Source organism: Anabaena azotica FACHB-119, from assembly GCF_014697625.1.
Lineage (GTDB): Bacteria > Cyanobacteriota > Cyanobacteriia > Cyanobacteriales > Nostocaceae > Trichormus > Trichormus azoticus_A.
The window spans coordinates 33917-50052 of record NZ_JACJSG010000039.1 but is presented as its reverse complement, the minus strand read 5'-3'; the positions used below and the strand labels follow the sequence as shown (position 1 = coordinate 50052).

Genomic DNA, 16136 nt, shown 5'->3' with positions numbered 1-16136 from the left:
AAGAAAAACTGTCAGTGTCGCCAGTTAGGATATTCTATTTTTAGTGCTTCCTTTAGTATGTCGCTGTCTTGGGAGAAGTCAAAATGACCATAATATTCCAATTTGCTCTAGTATCGCTGGTTTTACTATCTTTTGTGCTGGTTATCGGTGTACCTGTTGCTTATGCTACCCCCCAAAACTGGGTGGAATCGAAAAAGCTCCTCTGGGTAGGTTCTGGTGTTTGGATCGCCCTAGTATTTTTAGTAGGGTTGTTAAACTTTTTCGTAGCTTAGGCAAGTACTTTGTCTTAAATTTAGCTAAACAATATTAAGACAATCAGGGCAGGAGAGCCACTACTACAGGTATAAGATACAAAAAAAACTTCACAGTTTTTTATTGTGCTTACCTAATTGTGTCCTCCTGCTCTTACATATTTCAAGAAGAAATGTATATTGACAGAAGTGTAGTCAATTTCAGGTAGAGACATGGCAGTTTTCGAGGGAACCTTTACTCAAACAGAACCGTTGCGTTTAGCCATAGTGATTGGTCGATTCAATGACCTTGTTACCACAAAGCTGCTGCAAGGATGCCAAGATTGCTTAAAACGCCACGGTGTAGACCCTGATCCCCAAGGCAATCAGGTAGACTATGTATGGGTTCCAGGGAGTTTTGAAGTGCCTCTGGTTGCTCGTCAACTAGCCCTTACCCATCGTTACGATGCGGTAATTTGCCTTGGCGCAGTCATTCGTGGACAGACACCCCATTTTGATTATGTATCCTCAGAAGTAGCTAAAGGAATTGCGGCTGCTAGTTTCCAGACGGGAGTACCCGTAATTTTCGGCATTTTGACAGTAGATACCATGCAGCAAGCCCTGGAAAGAGCAGGTATTAAGGCAAATCACGGTTGGGATTATGCCATGAATGCTCTAGAAATGGCTAGCCTCATGCGCCAGTTACGTTCCAACTTAGCAGAACCCTACCCCCGCCCCCAATCCCTTCCCGCCGCTTTCCCCAACGCCAACATCGGTAACTTCACCGCAGAGACTTCTGAGGGATAAGTCAATAGTCAATAGTCATTAGTCATTAGTCATTGGTCATTAGTCATTGGTCATTAGTTCATTTATTCCCTTTCCCCTTTCCCCTTTCCCCTTCCCCTTTCCCCTTCCCCAACCAGAAAAATTTACTTGTTGAAACACTTGACAAATCAAAATCAATCTGACATATTTATATATGTGAGGTTTGCGGGTATAGCTCAGTGGTAGAGCGTCACCTTGCCAAGGTGAATGTCGCGCGTTCGAATCGCGTTACCCGCTTTTGAAAAAAGCTTAAAGTTAAACTATCCAGCCTAGTGGGTATGAGTTAACCAAGGCACAGGTAAAAGAAGCACAGGTTTTTATGCTTCTCAGCTATCCTGAGAAATTAGTAGGTCATTTTCGCTTTTGGTGATAGCTCTGTAGATCCAGGTCTAACGACCAGATAAACACTTCACTCATAGGAAACAGTTTGCATGACTTATTAAATTCTTCAATAATGCTGAGATCCCCGAAACTTGTTCCTTCTTGTTTATCTGGAGCTTTATTCATGCCAGCCAGATTGGGGAATTTGTCAATCCACTCCAATATCTCTGTTGTGTTGGGAAATGCAGTAGTCCGCCAAGGAGCGTTTGGTTTAAATGCAGCTTTAACGTTCTCAACAAAACGTAGAGCAGTTACCCTTCTGATTGTGCCGTCGCCGTTCTGAGCAATGTGATTACCTGTTTCGATGATTGTTGCCATAGGTAATAGAAAAGTACAACCAGCCGCAGCATAGGTGTTAAATTCTTCAAGAACTGATGCGTGTTGTTGATTGCAATGAGGAACGTTAAGTAAGTTGAGGAATACGCTGGTATCTATCAGGCAGATACTAGTCATTGCTGTACTCCTGCAAACGAGACAACCATTCCATCGCTTGCTGTTTTCTATCTTCTGGTGTGTGCGGCGACTTGACAAACCTATCCACTATTCCAGCAGTTACTAATTGACCCAGTGGCCCTTGCAATATCAAATCGGGAAATTCGTACATATCCCCAAGTCGTACAAGGCGGCTATCTCCTTCCTCTGGATTACGGAAACAAAATACTACATCTGCAAGAGCAGCATCGGGTAAAGCATCCATGAGGGCTGGGTTGTGGGTAGAAAGCAGCACCCGCAATTCACGCCGCTCGGCAATATCTCGGATGCTGGCGAGTAGATGTTGGGCGCGGTTGGGATGAACCCCGTTGTCGATTTCCTCAATAACTACTAAACTACCCTCGGTAGCTGATAGCATCGCCGCAGCTATAGCCAAGACTCGCAAAGTGCCATCAGATAATAAAGCAGCCTCACAATAGCGTTGCTGATTACCAAAGGTTTCGGCTAATCGCACCATCACTTCATCCCTTGGGCCAATCAGGAAATCCAGTCCATTTATAGCTTGTTCTGGCAAACTGCGGATGAAATTGAGAATTTCCTCTTGATTTTCGGGTTGGTTGTGCCACAGACGATAGAGAACACTGGAAAGATTAGTGCCATCTTCTTGTAATCGCTTATCAGATTTAAAACTGTACTCGCGCATTTTTGCGGGGACAGGATCTAAAAAGAGGATGTTCTTTAAAACTCGTTGATATTCCCGGACGGTATCAGGAATTATTTTTTGGGAGATGAGGTGCTTTGCATTAAATTGAGCAGGGCTATCTAATTGCACGAATATAGCCATCTGATCGCTGCACGTTATTCTTGGCTTTCTACTCCCTTTTAAAAAATTGTTATATATCACACGAACATCAGTCCCTACGCCTTGTGAAGGCTGATCTAGGTCATATAGTGGGACTTGACTTGTCGAGCCAAAGATGCTTTCACTACTGATGTGTAGTTCTCCGTCACGCACATTAAGCGTTATCTCAAGTTGGTTCCACTCTGCTAAGTCCAAACGGCAACCGATGGTAAAACTTGATTGTCCATGATGACACAAATCATTGACTCGACCCCGCATAACGCGCTCTACACTATTGACTGCATATTGAATGCTAGATAGTCTTTGTCCTTGTGCCAACCATGACAGAAAGCGCAAACCTTCTAGGGCATTACTTTTGCCAGCAGCATTGGCTCCAATTAGCACGGTCAGCGACCCAAGAGGTAATCGGCTGGTGCTGTAACTTTTGAAGTTGGCGAGGGTAAATTCGGTGAGCATGGCATTCATGTTACAATTCTCCAGGGAATGCACGATGTTGAAAAGAAGCAAAGAGCCTGTTAAGTTCTAACAGAGAGGCGCGGTGTGCTGCTTTGAGTTTTTCTTGCTGGACTTTGCCTCCAACTTTGGCAAATCAGCAAGGACACCTTTGGGTGTGAGGTGTTCATGTCGCGCTGGCGAATCCATTTACCCAGTTTTAAAAGTAAAACTATATTAAACTAGATATTGCTTAAGGTAGATAGCAGTAATATCAGGTGCATAATTGGCAGGCAGTTTCGAGCAGTAGTCAGGGGGAGTGAGGGTTTTTTAAGTGGCGATCGCCCAAAGCAGGGTAAGTTGATCGCTAGCAAAAGACATTCAGATATTTCCACTCGAAACAAATCTTCATCTTTGAAAGGTAGCTGTCAAGATGGAGATCACAGATTCATACTGTCTATCCGGCAAAGAAATCACAGCGATCGCACTTAGCAAACAACTTAAGTAAAAGCTTGATTAAATACAGCTGTAATGGGTTGTCTTGTGAGAGTTCGCCACGTAAGCTAAAAATGTACCCTTTAAGCCTGCACCATAAATACCTAATCAATAGCAATACATTAATTTTGTGATTTATATATGAAAATACAGAAATTTTTAAACAAGCAATTAAGTTGGTTTAAATCCGCACATTCATACAGTCCAGACTAGCTTGGCAAATTGCTGTTAGCTGTAGCGGGACGTTGAGTAGCATACTCAATTATCAGAAAAGGTAAAGGGTAAAAGACAAAAGTCAATGGCTTCTCCCTTTCCCCTTTCCCCTTTCCCCTTCCTTTCTTTTTCCCCAGTACCTAAATTGAATTGCTAAAAACGCTTGTGCAATCTAAGAAACCTGAAAAAATCGACTTAAATAGCGAATATCCTTGTCCTTGCCGTCGCAAAGGAAAATTAGTACCGATTACACTGACAGAAGCCTTTGGTTGCGATCGCTGTCAGCGAATCTTTGTAGTAGAAGATAATGGTCATGTGTTAGAAGAACTTTCCACCACCTATCCCTACAAACGCGCTTGGCGCTGGAATGGTCATAGTTGGAACCTCGTCCACTCAAAATGGGGAGAAAGGTACTTGCCTATAGCCTTGGGCAGTATTTTCGTGCTAGTGATTATATGGCTACCACTAGCACTGCGAATGGGCAATGGTTCTAGTCTCATCGCTTGGGCCATGGTAGCGCTCTTGTTGGTTCTTTTGCCGGCACTCATGTTCTGGCTTACTTACAGACGATAACTCAATGACCGTTGCAGCCGTAGATGATTGTCCCGAACCGATGAAAAGCGCCAAGCGTGCTTTTCACGCTTCCCTGAAGTTAGGTACTACTAAAGGGATAGACCGGAGTCGCGCTGTTCTGGCGATGGCACAAGCGCTAGAACAGGCATTTGATGATATATTAGAAGCGAATACATTGGATTTAGAAGCTAGTCGGGAAATGGCTGTGCCAGAATTGATTCTCGACTGGTTAAAGCTAACCCCCACTAGGTTGGAGACAACAGTAGAAATTCTCCAAAGGTTGGGGGAAATATCTGATCCCTTAAGGCGGGTAAGAAACGCCGACTATCAACCAGAAGATTCCCAGAGTTATTCCCAGTTAATGCCCTTGGGTGTGATTGGATTTATATATGAAGCCTTTCCCGATTTAGGCGCGATCGCCGCAGGCTTGTGTATTAAAACTGGTAATAGTATCATCCTCAAGGGTAGTACAGAAGCGAGCCATTCCAATGCGGCGATCGCCGAAGTATTGCAAAATGCGATCGGCGAAGTTGGGCTACCCGCAGGCTGTGTGGAACTAGTCACCACAGAACATGGGGGTTCCCTGCGCGATTTAATCACCCAAGACCAATATATTAACTTAGTCATTCCCTACGGACGTTCTAGCTTGATACAGCAGGTAGTGCGTCAGGCGACTTGCCCAGTGTTAAAGTCAGCAATGGGGAACTGTTACCTGTATTGGTCATTAAATAGCAGCTTGGATATGGTACGCTGGATGATTCTCGATAGCCATGCAAGCGAACCAGATCCCGTCAACGCTATTGAAAAAGTGCTAATTCATCGCCAAGCCATGCCTTCATCTTTAGCAGTATTATGGAATAGCCTGAAAGAGAAAGGTTTTGAGATTAGAGGCGATGAGGAACTAGTACAAGCCTTTCCGCAGTTGCAACTAGCAAAAGATCACGAATGGGCAAACCCCTATTTAACTAAGATAGTAGCATTTAAACTAGTGGATAGCTTAGATAGTGCGATCGCCTGGATAAATCGATACAGTAGCGGTCATGCTGATGCGATCGCCACCGAATCCTATCAAGAAAGTCGCCAATTTGCATTAGGCGTTAACAGCGCCGCCACCTATATTAACACCTCTCCCCGCTTCTCCCGTAACCCTTCACGGGGTGATTCCGTCTTTTTAGGTATGTCTAATCAAAAAGGTCATCGCCGAGGATTTATCAGCCTAGAAACTTTAACTACCCTCAAGCATATTATTCAGGGAAATGGGAGGTTTTAGCAGTTGACAGTTATCAGTTATCAGTTATCAGTTATCAGTTATCAGTTATCAGTTGACAGTTGACAGTTGACAGTTAGCAGTTGTTCTCCCTCATCTCCCTTTTCCCCTCCTGGGAGGGGCTAGGGGTGGGTTTCTCCCCCCTCTCCCTCTCCCCCCTCTCCCTCATCTCCCCCAGTCCCCAGTCCCCAGTCCCCAATATGACTACCGATAATATTACTAATTTAGCCAATCTCGAATATATTCCTTATATTGATGAAAATGGTCAATTACCTGAAATTTATCAGGCAAAGATTGGAGTATATGCAGTTTTTGACAAAGAGAAATCTTTGCAATTTGTGGGATATTCACGTGATGTTTACCTCAGTTTGCGACAGCATTTAGTGCGTCAGCCACAACATTGCTATTGGGTGAAAGTGCAAACTATTGAACGTCCTAGCCGGACAGTTTTGGAAAATATCGAAAAGGCTTGGATAGCTGAAAATGTTGATACGCCTGCGGGGAATGGAGAAGACAAAGAGAAATGGACGCAGCCTGTAGATGTGAAAGCATTCATGACAGAAGAAGAACAGGCAAGTTATCACCAACCTACTAATGATGAACTCACACAAATTAAAATTATCAAAAATGTGGCTCGGCGAGTAGAAGCAGATATTTTAGAAACTTTGGAATTACGAGGTTTAAAAACTCAATTGCGGTTTAATCCTAAGTTAAAAGAAGAAGGTTTACTAGACTTGAAGTAATATTTAAGTAATATTTGGTGTGGAAGTTAGGGAGTAACCCACCCCTAGCCCCTCCCAGGAGGGGAACAGGAAGTTAGGGGAGAATAACTGACAACTGATAACTGATAACTGATATAGGATTCCTACTTGATTTGTGAATTGTACGTAGGCCGATGCACTGCCTACCATATCATAGTCTTGGTGGGCAGTGCATCGGCCTACTGGTACGGAGATTTTTTCAAAATTCAAATAGGATTTCTATAACTGATAACTGATAACTGATAACTGATAACTGACAACTGTCAACTGTCAACTGACAGAGGCTATATTAGATTAGCTAGTCTTTTAAGCCTGTTATGACGATACAGCTGTTAAACGATCGCTATCAAGTTATCCGTACACTGGGTGCTGGGGGGTTTGGGGAAACTTATCTAGCAGAAGATACTTATATGCCTTCTCGGCGGCGGTGTGTGGTAAAACAGCTGAGACCAATTCAAAATAACCCGCAGATATACCAGTTAGTACAGGAAAGGTTTCAACGGGAAGCAGCGATTTTAGAAGATTTAGGCGGTACAACTGACCAAATTCCCGGATTATACGCTTATTTCTTGGCGGATGGTCAATTCTATTTAGTGCAAGAATGGGTGGAAGGGGATACTCTCACGGCGAAATTCAAACAGCAGGGGTTATTGACGGAAGCTGCTGTGCAAGAGATTTTAATAAATTTGTTACCAGTGCTGGAATATGTCCATTCTCAGCGCATTGTTCACCGGGATATTAAACCAGACAATATTATTTTGCGTCATCGTGACGGGAAACCTGTATTAATTGACTTTGGTGCAGTACGGGAATCAATGGGGACAGTAGTTAATTCCCAAGGTGATGTTACCAGTTCCATTGTCATTGGTACACCCGGATATATGCCTAGTGAACAAGCAGCCGGAAGACCAGTATATTCTAGTGATTTATATAGTTTAGGTTTGACAGCCATTTATCTGTTAACTGGGAAACAGCCACAACAATTAGAGATAGACCCCCAAACTGGGGAAATGATCTGGCGAGAGTATGGCAGTCATATTAGTCCGGCTTTAGCTATTGTACTGGAGCGGGCGATCGCCTATCATCCCCGCGATCGCTACTCCACCGCTAGAGCCATGTTAGATGATTTACAAGCACTCAGCAATCCTATTCCCCCCACACAACCGTATTTTACACCCCCGCCAGTAACACCTGCATCACCAACGCTTCCCGTAGCTCCTCAAGCAACTATTTCTGGTAATAATCAAAAAGGTATCCGCTCCAAATTGATTGGAGTAGGGTTAATTGTTGCATCGTCAATTGTCCAATTGTTTTTGGTAATGCCGATATTATTCCCTGTAGACGAAAATAAGGTTACGGAACCGGTAGAATCAAAAACCACAGTTACGCCAACGCCAGTAACTACACCACCTGTTGTCCAAATTCCTATAGAAAATATTGATCCTGGTTCCTCTGTTAAGTCCGCCTCAGTAGACGTAAATACAACTGATAATTATTTATGGCTTTCTCAAAGAACTGTTACCGACGCAGATTTAGAGGGGAAAAATGGTTATACTTTAGATATTATGCGAAATACTGTCTTCGCTCGGCACGGTCGGCGTTTTGATAATCAGGATTTACAAGACTACTTTAATAATCAACCTTGGTATAATCCCCAATATTCACCTCAAGAATTTCCCGTAAAATTGCTATCAACATTAGAGCAGCGCAATGTAGATTCTATTGCCGCATATCAAACCCGTAATAACTTACGATACTTTAAGTAATTATCGCTGATCTGGAATCGGATTTGATTTGTGAAAAAATCTCAGTATCTGTAGTAGGGTAGGCAATGTCCACCTTATCATAGCTTCTGACTTTTCACGTTATGTGGAAAAGCGTTCCGTCAGACCTAACCCCCCAGCCCCCTTCCCTACAAGGGAAGGGGGAGAAATCAAAGCCTCTCTCCTTGTAGGAGAGAGGTTTGGAGAGAGGTCTTCCAGATCCCGTGAAAAGTCAGATCATAGCTTTGGTGGGCAAGTGCATCGGCCTACTTTCAGTAATCATCGCTGATAGATGTTTAGTTAAGCATGAAATAACCCTGATTTAGTTGACTGCTTAAGAAACGCTCAAACTATCTTTGAGTAACAATTATCGAGTAAAGACCGACATGATTCAGACGTAAAGTATACAATATTTATTCTCTTACTGCTCTGTGCTAACTTATGGAAACGCTGCTTGACAATCGTTATCGGGTAATTCGGACTTTAGGTAGTGGTGGCTTTGGAGAAACCTTCTTAGCAGAAGATAGCCAAATGCCTTCTCATCGTCGCTGTGTAGTAAAACAACTGAGACCGATTCAAAATAATCCGCAAATCTACCAACTAGTACAAGAGCGTTTTCAACGGGAAGCAGCTATTTTAGAAGATTTGGGTAGCCATACAGACCAAATCCCTACCTTATATGCTTATTTTCAGGCAAATACGCAATTTTATGTAGTCCAAGAATGGGTGGAAGGTGATACACTCACAGCCAAAGTCCAGCAGCAAGGTGTATTTAGTGAAAGTGCAGTTAAAGAAATTCTAGTAAATTTATTACCTGTTCTGGAATATGTCCACTCTAAGCGCATCATTCACCGGGACATCAAACCAGATAACATTATTCTGCGTCGTCGTGACGGTAAACCCGTATTAATTGATTTTGGTGCAGTGCGGGAATCGATGGGAACAGTAGTTAATTCCCAAGGTAATGCTACCAGTTCCATTGTCATTGGTACACCCGGATATATGCCCAGCGAACAAGCCGCAGGGAGACCAGTATATTCCAGTGATTTATATAGTTTAGCGATGACAGCAATTTATTTGCTGACGGGGAAACAGCCACAGGAAATTGAAACAGATCCGCATACTGGTGATATTGTTTGGCACAGATACGCCTTGAGTGTCAGTCCTACATTAGCAGGTGTGATTGATCGAGCGATCGCCTACCACCCACGAGAACGTTTCGCCACCGCTAGAGAAATGCTACAAGCCTTGCAATTAGGCGTAGTTCCCGCCACAGTTCCCTATCAACAACCGCAGTCATCCCCCACAGTTCCTTATCAACAACCACCAGTCACTACACCCGCTAATGCAACCCTACCCCATACCGTGGCTATCAGTCCCGGTACTGCACCTACACCCCAACCCGTAAGTCACAACAACAGCAATAAAGGTGTCCTCCTTGGTAGTTTAATTGCTGGTGGTGTGATTGGTGCTTCTGTCGTCATTGGTTTTGCCCTTACCAGACCAAATCAACAAGTAACACAGACAACACCTAGTGAAAATACTGTTAGCAGCAATACAAGTCCTAGTGCAGAACCATCTCTCAGTCCCTCAGCCACTACAACACCTGACACACCCATAAATCAAGATGTCAGCCAAAACCCCACAAGAAGAACAAGTACTCCTCCCATCAGTGTACAACCATCAGCCACACCTGTAGAATCCCCACCTGCAACTAACACAGAACCTGTAACATCAGTTCCCCAGGAAACTACCACACCGGAAACTCCAACCGCTACCCAACCAGAAGAAACAAGCCAACCAGAAGTAAATCGACCTTCTCCTGAAGCAGCTGTAGAGAACTATTATGCAACCATTAACCGGGGTGAATATAGTACAGCTTGGAATTTACTATCCCCCAGCTTTCAAAATAACAGAAGACTGCACCCCAAAGGTTATCTTTCTTATGTTGACTGGTGGGGTGGACAAGTGGAAAGTGTAGAGGTTGAACAAGTAACTACCCAAGATGCTAATGCAGACACAGCCACAGTTAACGCTAAGTTGCAATATTTGATGAAAAATGGCAAGCAAGCACCTAGCACTGTGCGTTTCTCCTTATTATGGGATGGAGAAAATAATCGATGGGTTGTGAGTAATGCTAACTAGTCATTAGTCTAGAGGAAGAAAGGCAGAAAATTCTGGACTTTTCCTGAATCTCCCTAGACTCACTGTTAGACGACAGGCACAAGCCCTCATGTCTAAAGCAAAGGCCGTCGCTTCGCCAACCTCTGCGTTTCCCACCCTCAACCACAGGAACATAACCTATCGCCACATCGTGATGTACATTGAGATAGGGCGGACAATTTTAAATTCGCATGAAATCAATTCTGCTGAACAATCGTTATCAAGTTATTCAGGTACTCGGTGCTGGGGGGTTTGGAGAAACCTTATTGGCGGAAGACACCCATATGCCATCGCGCCGTCGTTGCGTGATTAAGCAACTCAAACCAGTCAGCAATAACCCACAAACCTATGAAATGATTCAACAAAGGTTTGAGAGGGAAGCTGCAACTCTAGAGTTTTTGGGTGAACATAGTGACCAAATTCCCAGACTCTACGCTTATTTTTCCGAGCATGGGCAGTTTTATTTAGTGCAAGAATGGATTCATGGGCAAACCCTGAGAAATCTGGTAACAGACAATGGAATTCAAAACGAGGCTACTGTCAGGGCAATTTTATTGAGTCTGCTATCAGTTTTAGAATATGTCCACAGTAAAGGCATTATTCACCGAGATATTAAGCCCGATAACATTATTCTGCGGACTGTTGACCAAAAGCCAGTGTTAATTGATTTTGGCGCAGTCAAAGAAACCATTCGTTCAGTTGTGAGTTCCCCTGGATATGTTACGCGATCGCTCGTCATTGGTACACCCGGATATATGCCCAGCGAACAAGCCGTAGGTAGACCAGTTTACGCCAGCGATATCTACAGCTTGGGTTTGACGGCAATTTACTTGTTGACAGGTAAAAGTCCTGAAGAACTGCCAACTAATCCCCAAAATGGCGAAATTATGTGGCAAAACTTTGCGCCTCATGTGTCGCCACAACTAGTATCTGTACTCAATCAAGCTATTAAACCACAGCCAGGCGATCGCTACAGTACTGCCAGTAAAATGCTGTATGCTTTATCACCTAATCTTACAGCCCCACCTACCATAGCGCCCACCACAGCCCCCACCAAATTACACAGCCAACAAACCCGACACCTAGCTGTTCCCGCCATTAAACCTCAGCGCGACCGACAAAAGTCTGTTTGGATAATCGGAAGCTTGGTTGTAGGTGGTTTATTAGCAGGCGTAGCCATTTCCACATTGACACGCCAGTCACAATCAAATACACATATCGTTAGCAAACCTTTCCCCCCGCCAGTTTCCACACCCACCACACCATCCGTCTCGTCTCAGTCTTCGCCCACCCTCCCCCCAGCCAGCCCTCCTCAACAACCAGTAGCATCTGATACACCATCATTCACACAGAGCCGCCCAGAAAACTCTCAGCCTCCAGAAATCTTCACACCTGAACCAGAAAATACACCCACAACAGCAGATATTCCCACACCAGAAGCTACCTCAACACCACAAATAGAAAATCAGCCGGTTCCAGAACCTACACCCCAAGCTGATTTACCCAAAAAAAAAGCAAATACAACCAGCCCAAGCGTTCCCGCCTTTCCCACAGGAACAGCAAGAAGCACCGTAGAAGCCGCACTCGGAAAGCCAAATAGAGATTTAAGAGGAGTGTGGCGCAATACCCGTGCTGTAGTCTATCGCCTAGTCCCAAACCAAGTTGACTTAGGTTATTTATTTGACCGTAACACCGGAGCATTGCGCCAAACAGAAGTAGCGTTTGCTCAATCAGTAGACCCAGAAGTTATGCAAACCACCTTAAATGGAATGTTAGGCGGTCAATCTAACGCCAAAATTCAGCAAGGATTGCAACAAATCCAACAACGTCAGTCAGATAATTTTACTTTTACCGTAGGTGGAGTTAAAGGTCAAATTGTGCGTCAGAACTGCGATTTAATTTACATCAGCGTTTGGGAAGCAGACTTACACGATTTTGTCAATCCTGCTTCAGCGAAACAGTGTTGAGATGGGGAAGGGGGAAGGGGGAAAGGGGAAAACGAACAACTGATAACTAATAACTGATAACTAATAACTGATAACTGATAACTGTCAACTGATAACTGTCTATCTTCCCAGCAATTTTTGATACTCTTCTAATTGTTTAATGATTTGATTTATTAATTCTCCAAAATCATCGTTGCTATCAGTTGGGGTATTAGCGAGGCTGTTGGGTTGCGAGTCTAGATAATTGCGGTGTACAAATTCTATGTTGGGGCTGGTGGTTGTTGAACTATTAGATGTTTTAGATAAGATACGGGAATTGTTATTGAAATTATTATTTTCTGAGAAGGATTTGAGGCTATAGCTAGAGGTTTTAGTTGAGCTGTTATTTACAGATAAAGTAGATGAGTCACCAATTGTAAAGAAGCCAAAACCAAAGTCAGGGTATGTTGTATCTGGTGTCGTGCTGCTATTACTGTTGTTTGCGTTGCTGGTAATAATGTCGCGGATCTCAGCTACAGTTAAATTAGGATTAGCACTGAGCATAAGAGCTACTACACCGGAAACGTAGGGAGTAGCCATAGATGTACCACTTTTATATTCATACTGATTATCTGGTGTGGAAGAATAAATATTATCTCCAGGCGCTGTAACATAAGCCATTTGATTATTACCAGAACGGTTAGAGAAATCCGTTAATTTACCATTTTCATCTACAGCACCAACGGCGATTCCTGTTTTATCAGCATAGCGTGCCGGATAACCTGGTTTTGATCTACCATCATTACCAGATGCCATAACAACAACTACGCCTTTACTATCGGCATATTCAATGGCAGATTGAAGAGTCTGGTTGGAGTAATCACCGCCTAAGCTCAGGTTAACTACTTTAGCTCCATTATCTACAGCATAGCGGATGCCACTGGCGATCGCATCATAAGAACCTGAGCCAGAAGCATCCAACACTTTCACAGACATAATCTGGGAATTGTACGCCACACCAGTTACACCATCTCCATCATTTTCCCCAGCAATAATTCCAGAAACATGGGTTCCATGTCCATTATCATCCAGAGTGTTGTTATTGTTATCGTTAAAATTCCAACCATTAACATCATCTACATAGCCATTACCATCATCATCTATACCATTACCAGCAATTTCCTTAGTATTCGTCCACATATTGTTTTTTAAATCCTGGTGATTATAATCTACACCAGTATCTATCACAGCCACAATTACGCCCTGACCTGTGTATCCTTGATTCCAAGCTTCTGGGGCGTTAATCATATCTAATCCCCAATTATTACCACCCTGGTCAGCAACATCACTTGATGGACTTGTCCCAGCTGCTTCTGATACGGATTTGTTGGCATCAATTAAGCCATAACCGTCACTAGAATTATAAGTACTAGTAGCTGTAGCCTCATTGGATGTATAGCTACTATGATTTCCTAAATTAGATGTATAATTATTTTCTGTATTAAAAGTATCAGAAGAGGAGAGATAAGAAGAGTTGCGCCCGTCATTTTCCAGGGAATTTTGATTAGTCTGATTTGTGGGCATAGGTCTTTGCTCCTCAACTAATGTAAGTATTTTTTGCAGGTTTAATTTTTAAAGCATTTAAATCAAGACTCGCGCCAAATTAGTTTACCCTCCTAGTAAATAACTACTACGAATTAATGTCTGAAAATGGCTTTTCTATTACCAAAAATATCCAAAATATTTTAATTATTTATTTATAATTTCTCCAAAATCTAGTTATTAGGAACTTTATTCATCAAATCGACTTTCTAAATCTTGAGTTTTTTCTGACAATAGAACAAGTGGCAAATATCAAACTATAGGACTTCGAGGTTGTGGGAAAAGTGATTGGCTGTAATTTGAAACACTCATTGATATATTTGAATCTCCTTATCCCACATTCCGCACCTAAAACTGGTACACAGAGAAAGCAGTAAGCAAATCAAGAATATTGGAAAAATTGAGACAACAAAAACCCAGAAGTAAAGTTAAACGCTATGCTTGATTAAGCAGTGAGAAACAGACAAACAATACAGGAAATACAGTAAAAATTCAGTGAAATACAATCAAGTCTGGGGTAATACAGCACCTATGTATTGGCTGAAAGCATTATCGCTACCTATTCTCCCTTGGGCGAAACCAACAAGTAAGTAGTAAACAAGCTAAATTATCCAGAAGCATAACAGGGTTTAAATTGATTCGTTGCGGCAATTAAATAATTTGCAACTAGAGTCTCTTGGTTTAACTCAAAACCCAATTAAAGGATTTTCAAATGTGTTTCTTAGGAGTTGTCAGTTATCAGTTATCAGTTATCAGTTATCAGTTATCAGCCTCCCAATGGCGCAGTTAACGCTCCCGCAAAATATAAAAGAAACACAACTATTCCCTATTTTCTTGTTTCTGTAACCTGTCACCTGTCACCTGTGTTTCTTGAAAGTTATCAGTTATCAGTTATCAGTTATCAGTTATCAGCCTCCCAATGGCGCAGTTAACGCTCCCGCAAAATATAAAAGAAACACAACTATTCCCTATTTTCTTGTTTCTGTAACCTGTCACCTGTCACCTGTGTTTCTTGAAAGTTGTCAGTTATCAGTTATCAGTTATCAGTTATCAGCCTCCCACGGGCGCAGTTAAAGCTCCCGCAAAATATAAAAGAAACACAACTATTCCCTATTTTCTTGTTTCTGTAACCTGTAACCTGTAACCTGTCACCTGTCACCTGTGTTTCTTGAAAGTAAATAGCCTCTAAATGCTGATGAAACCACTGATTAATCCACCAGTTGTACAGGATTCACAATGAATTTTGACTCCTAACTGCTGACTCCTGAATTATGTTTGATAAGTAGCAAATATATCATTTGCTCCCAGCAAATAATTTTATAGTTAAAGCTCAAAGATTGGATAAAATAAATGCTGGCAAACAATAAAGGTGTAGTCATGATTACAGGCGCATCATCAGGAATTGGTGAAGCCTGCGCTTTGCTTTTAGACAAATTAGGATTTTGTGTCTTTGCTGGAGTGCGTAAAGATATTGATGCTCAAAAACTTCAAGAGAAAGCTTCTCAAAGACTCATCCCTATTTTTTTAGATGTTACTGATACTGATTCCATTGCATTTGCAGTTGAGACAGTAAAAAATACAGTTGGTGATGAAATTTTGGGTTTAGTAAATAATGCTGGAATTGCGGTTCCCGGCCCGCTAGAATTATTACCTATTGCTGAATTTCAACAACAACTACAAGTTAATGTGGTTGGACAACTAGCTGTGACACAAGCATTTCTTGGTTTGTTGCGCCAAGGTCGAGGACGAATTGTTAATATGGGTTCTATTAGTGGTAGAAGTGCTGCTCCGTTTCTTGGTGCTTACAATGCTTCAAAATTTGCACTTGAAGCGCTCACCGATGTGATGCGTATGGAATTACGACCTTGGGGAATTTCAGTTTCAATTATTGAACCTGGGTCAATTTCTACCCCTATTTGGGAAAAGTCTTTCGCTCAAGCCGATACAGCAAAGCAAAATTTGTCGCCATCTGCTGAAAAGCTCTACGGTTCTGCTATGACTGCTGTACGTAAACAAACGGGAATTATAGCATCTAAGGGCATTTCACCGGATATTGTAGCTCAGGCTGTTGTTCATGCACTCACGGCAAAAAAACCAAAGACACGCTATCTCATCGGTCAAGACGCAAAAATGGCAGTCATACTCAAGTCTCTTTTGCCTGATAAATTGTATGACCGGGTGATTTTATATTCAATGGGTTTATAGATATTGA

Annotated in this window: 13 protein-coding genes and 1 tRNA gene; 11 read left to right on the top strand and 3 right to left on the bottom strand. The window is 42.5% G+C overall.

Annotation, left to right across the window (positions count from 1 at the left end; genetic code table 11):
- The first annotated feature begins 83 nt into the window (after positions 1-83).
- From psbZ to H6G83_RS24460, 3 genes are all read left to right on the top strand, one after another.
- Positions 84-272: a photosystem II reaction center protein PsbZ gene (gene psbZ, locus H6G83_RS24470; RefSeq protein WP_190476750.1), complete on the top strand. Its 189-nt coding sequence runs from the start codon at positions 84-86 to the stop codon at positions 270-272.
- Positions 273-464: 192 nt separating this feature from the next.
- A complete protein-coding gene (gene ribH / locus H6G83_RS24465; protein ID WP_190476748.1) occupies positions 465-1037 on the top strand; it encodes a 6,7-dimethyl-8-ribityllumazine synthase in 573 nt (190 codons plus the stop codon).
- A gap of 183 nt (positions 1038-1220) precedes the next feature.
- A tRNA-Gly gene (locus H6G83_RS24460) sits at positions 1221-1292 on the top strand.
- A 114-nt stretch (positions 1293-1406) separates the two neighbouring features.
- On the opposite strand, the gene H6G83_RS24455 is transcribed toward H6G83_RS24460, so the two are convergent.
- A complete protein-coding gene (locus H6G83_RS24455) occupies positions 1407-1889 on the bottom strand; it encodes a hypothetical protein (RefSeq protein WP_190476745.1) in 483 nt (160 codons plus the stop codon).
- Positions 1882-3195, bottom strand: a complete 1314-nt coding sequence (locus H6G83_RS24450; protein ID WP_190476743.1) for an AAA family ATPase — start codon at positions 3193-3195, stop codon at positions 1882-1884. The genes H6G83_RS24455 and H6G83_RS24450 overlap by 8 nt, the downstream gene beginning before the upstream one ends.
- A 216-nt stretch (positions 3196-3411) precedes the next feature.
- Between H6G83_RS24450 and H6G83_RS24445 the strand changes: the two genes are divergently transcribed.
- The 7 genes from H6G83_RS24445 (at position 3412) to H6G83_RS24415 (ending at position 12364) form a co-directional block, all read left to right on the top strand.
- Positions 3412-3654: a hypothetical protein gene (locus H6G83_RS24445; protein ID WP_190476741.1), complete on the top strand. Its 243-nt coding sequence runs from the start codon at positions 3412-3414 to the stop codon at positions 3652-3654.
- A 381-nt stretch (positions 3655-4035) separates the two neighbouring features.
- Positions 4036-4443: a hypothetical protein gene (locus tag H6G83_RS24440; protein WP_190476739.1), complete on the top strand. Its 408-nt coding sequence runs from the start codon at positions 4036-4038 to the stop codon at positions 4441-4443.
- A gap of 4 nt (positions 4444-4447) precedes the next feature.
- The gene (locus H6G83_RS24435) at positions 4448-5713 is read left to right on the top strand and encodes a glutamate-5-semialdehyde dehydrogenase (protein ID WP_190476737.1); all 1266 of its coding nucleotides are present in this window, start codon (positions 4448-4450) and stop codon (positions 5711-5713) included.
- Between the two features lie 197 nt (positions 5714-5910).
- Positions 5911-6453 (top strand): GIY-YIG nuclease family protein, encoded by a 543-nt coding sequence (locus tag H6G83_RS24430; protein WP_190476734.1) that lies wholly within the window; start codon positions 5911-5913, stop codon positions 6451-6453.
- 335 nt (positions 6454-6788) lie between these two features.
- Entirely contained in the window at positions 6789-8237 is a 1449-nt protein-coding gene (locus H6G83_RS24425) for a protein kinase domain-containing protein (protein WP_190476732.1), read from the top strand.
- Positions 8238-8675: 438 nt separating this feature from the next.
- Positions 8676-10379, top strand: a complete 1704-nt coding sequence (locus H6G83_RS24420) for a serine/threonine-protein kinase (protein WP_190476730.1) — start codon at positions 8676-8678, stop codon at positions 10377-10379.
- 209 nt (positions 10380-10588) lie between these two features.
- Complete coding sequence (locus tag H6G83_RS24415) at positions 10589-12364, top strand: serine/threonine-protein kinase (RefSeq protein WP_190476727.1); 1776 nt, start codon at positions 10589-10591, stop codon at positions 12362-12364.
- A 99-nt stretch (positions 12365-12463) separates the two neighbouring features.
- On the opposite strand, the gene H6G83_RS24410 is transcribed toward H6G83_RS24415, so the two are convergent.
- Entirely contained in the window at positions 12464-13906 is a 1443-nt protein-coding gene (locus tag H6G83_RS24410; RefSeq protein ID WP_190476725.1) for a S8 family peptidase, read from the bottom strand.
- A 1368-nt stretch (positions 13907-15274) separates the two neighbouring features.
- Between H6G83_RS24410 and H6G83_RS24405 the strand changes: the two genes are divergently transcribed.
- The gene (locus H6G83_RS24405) at positions 15275-16129 is read left to right on the top strand and encodes an SDR family NAD(P)-dependent oxidoreductase (RefSeq protein WP_190476723.1); all 855 of its coding nucleotides are present in this window, start codon (positions 15275-15277) and stop codon (positions 16127-16129) included.
- The last annotated feature ends 7 nt before the right edge of the window (positions 16130-16136 follow it).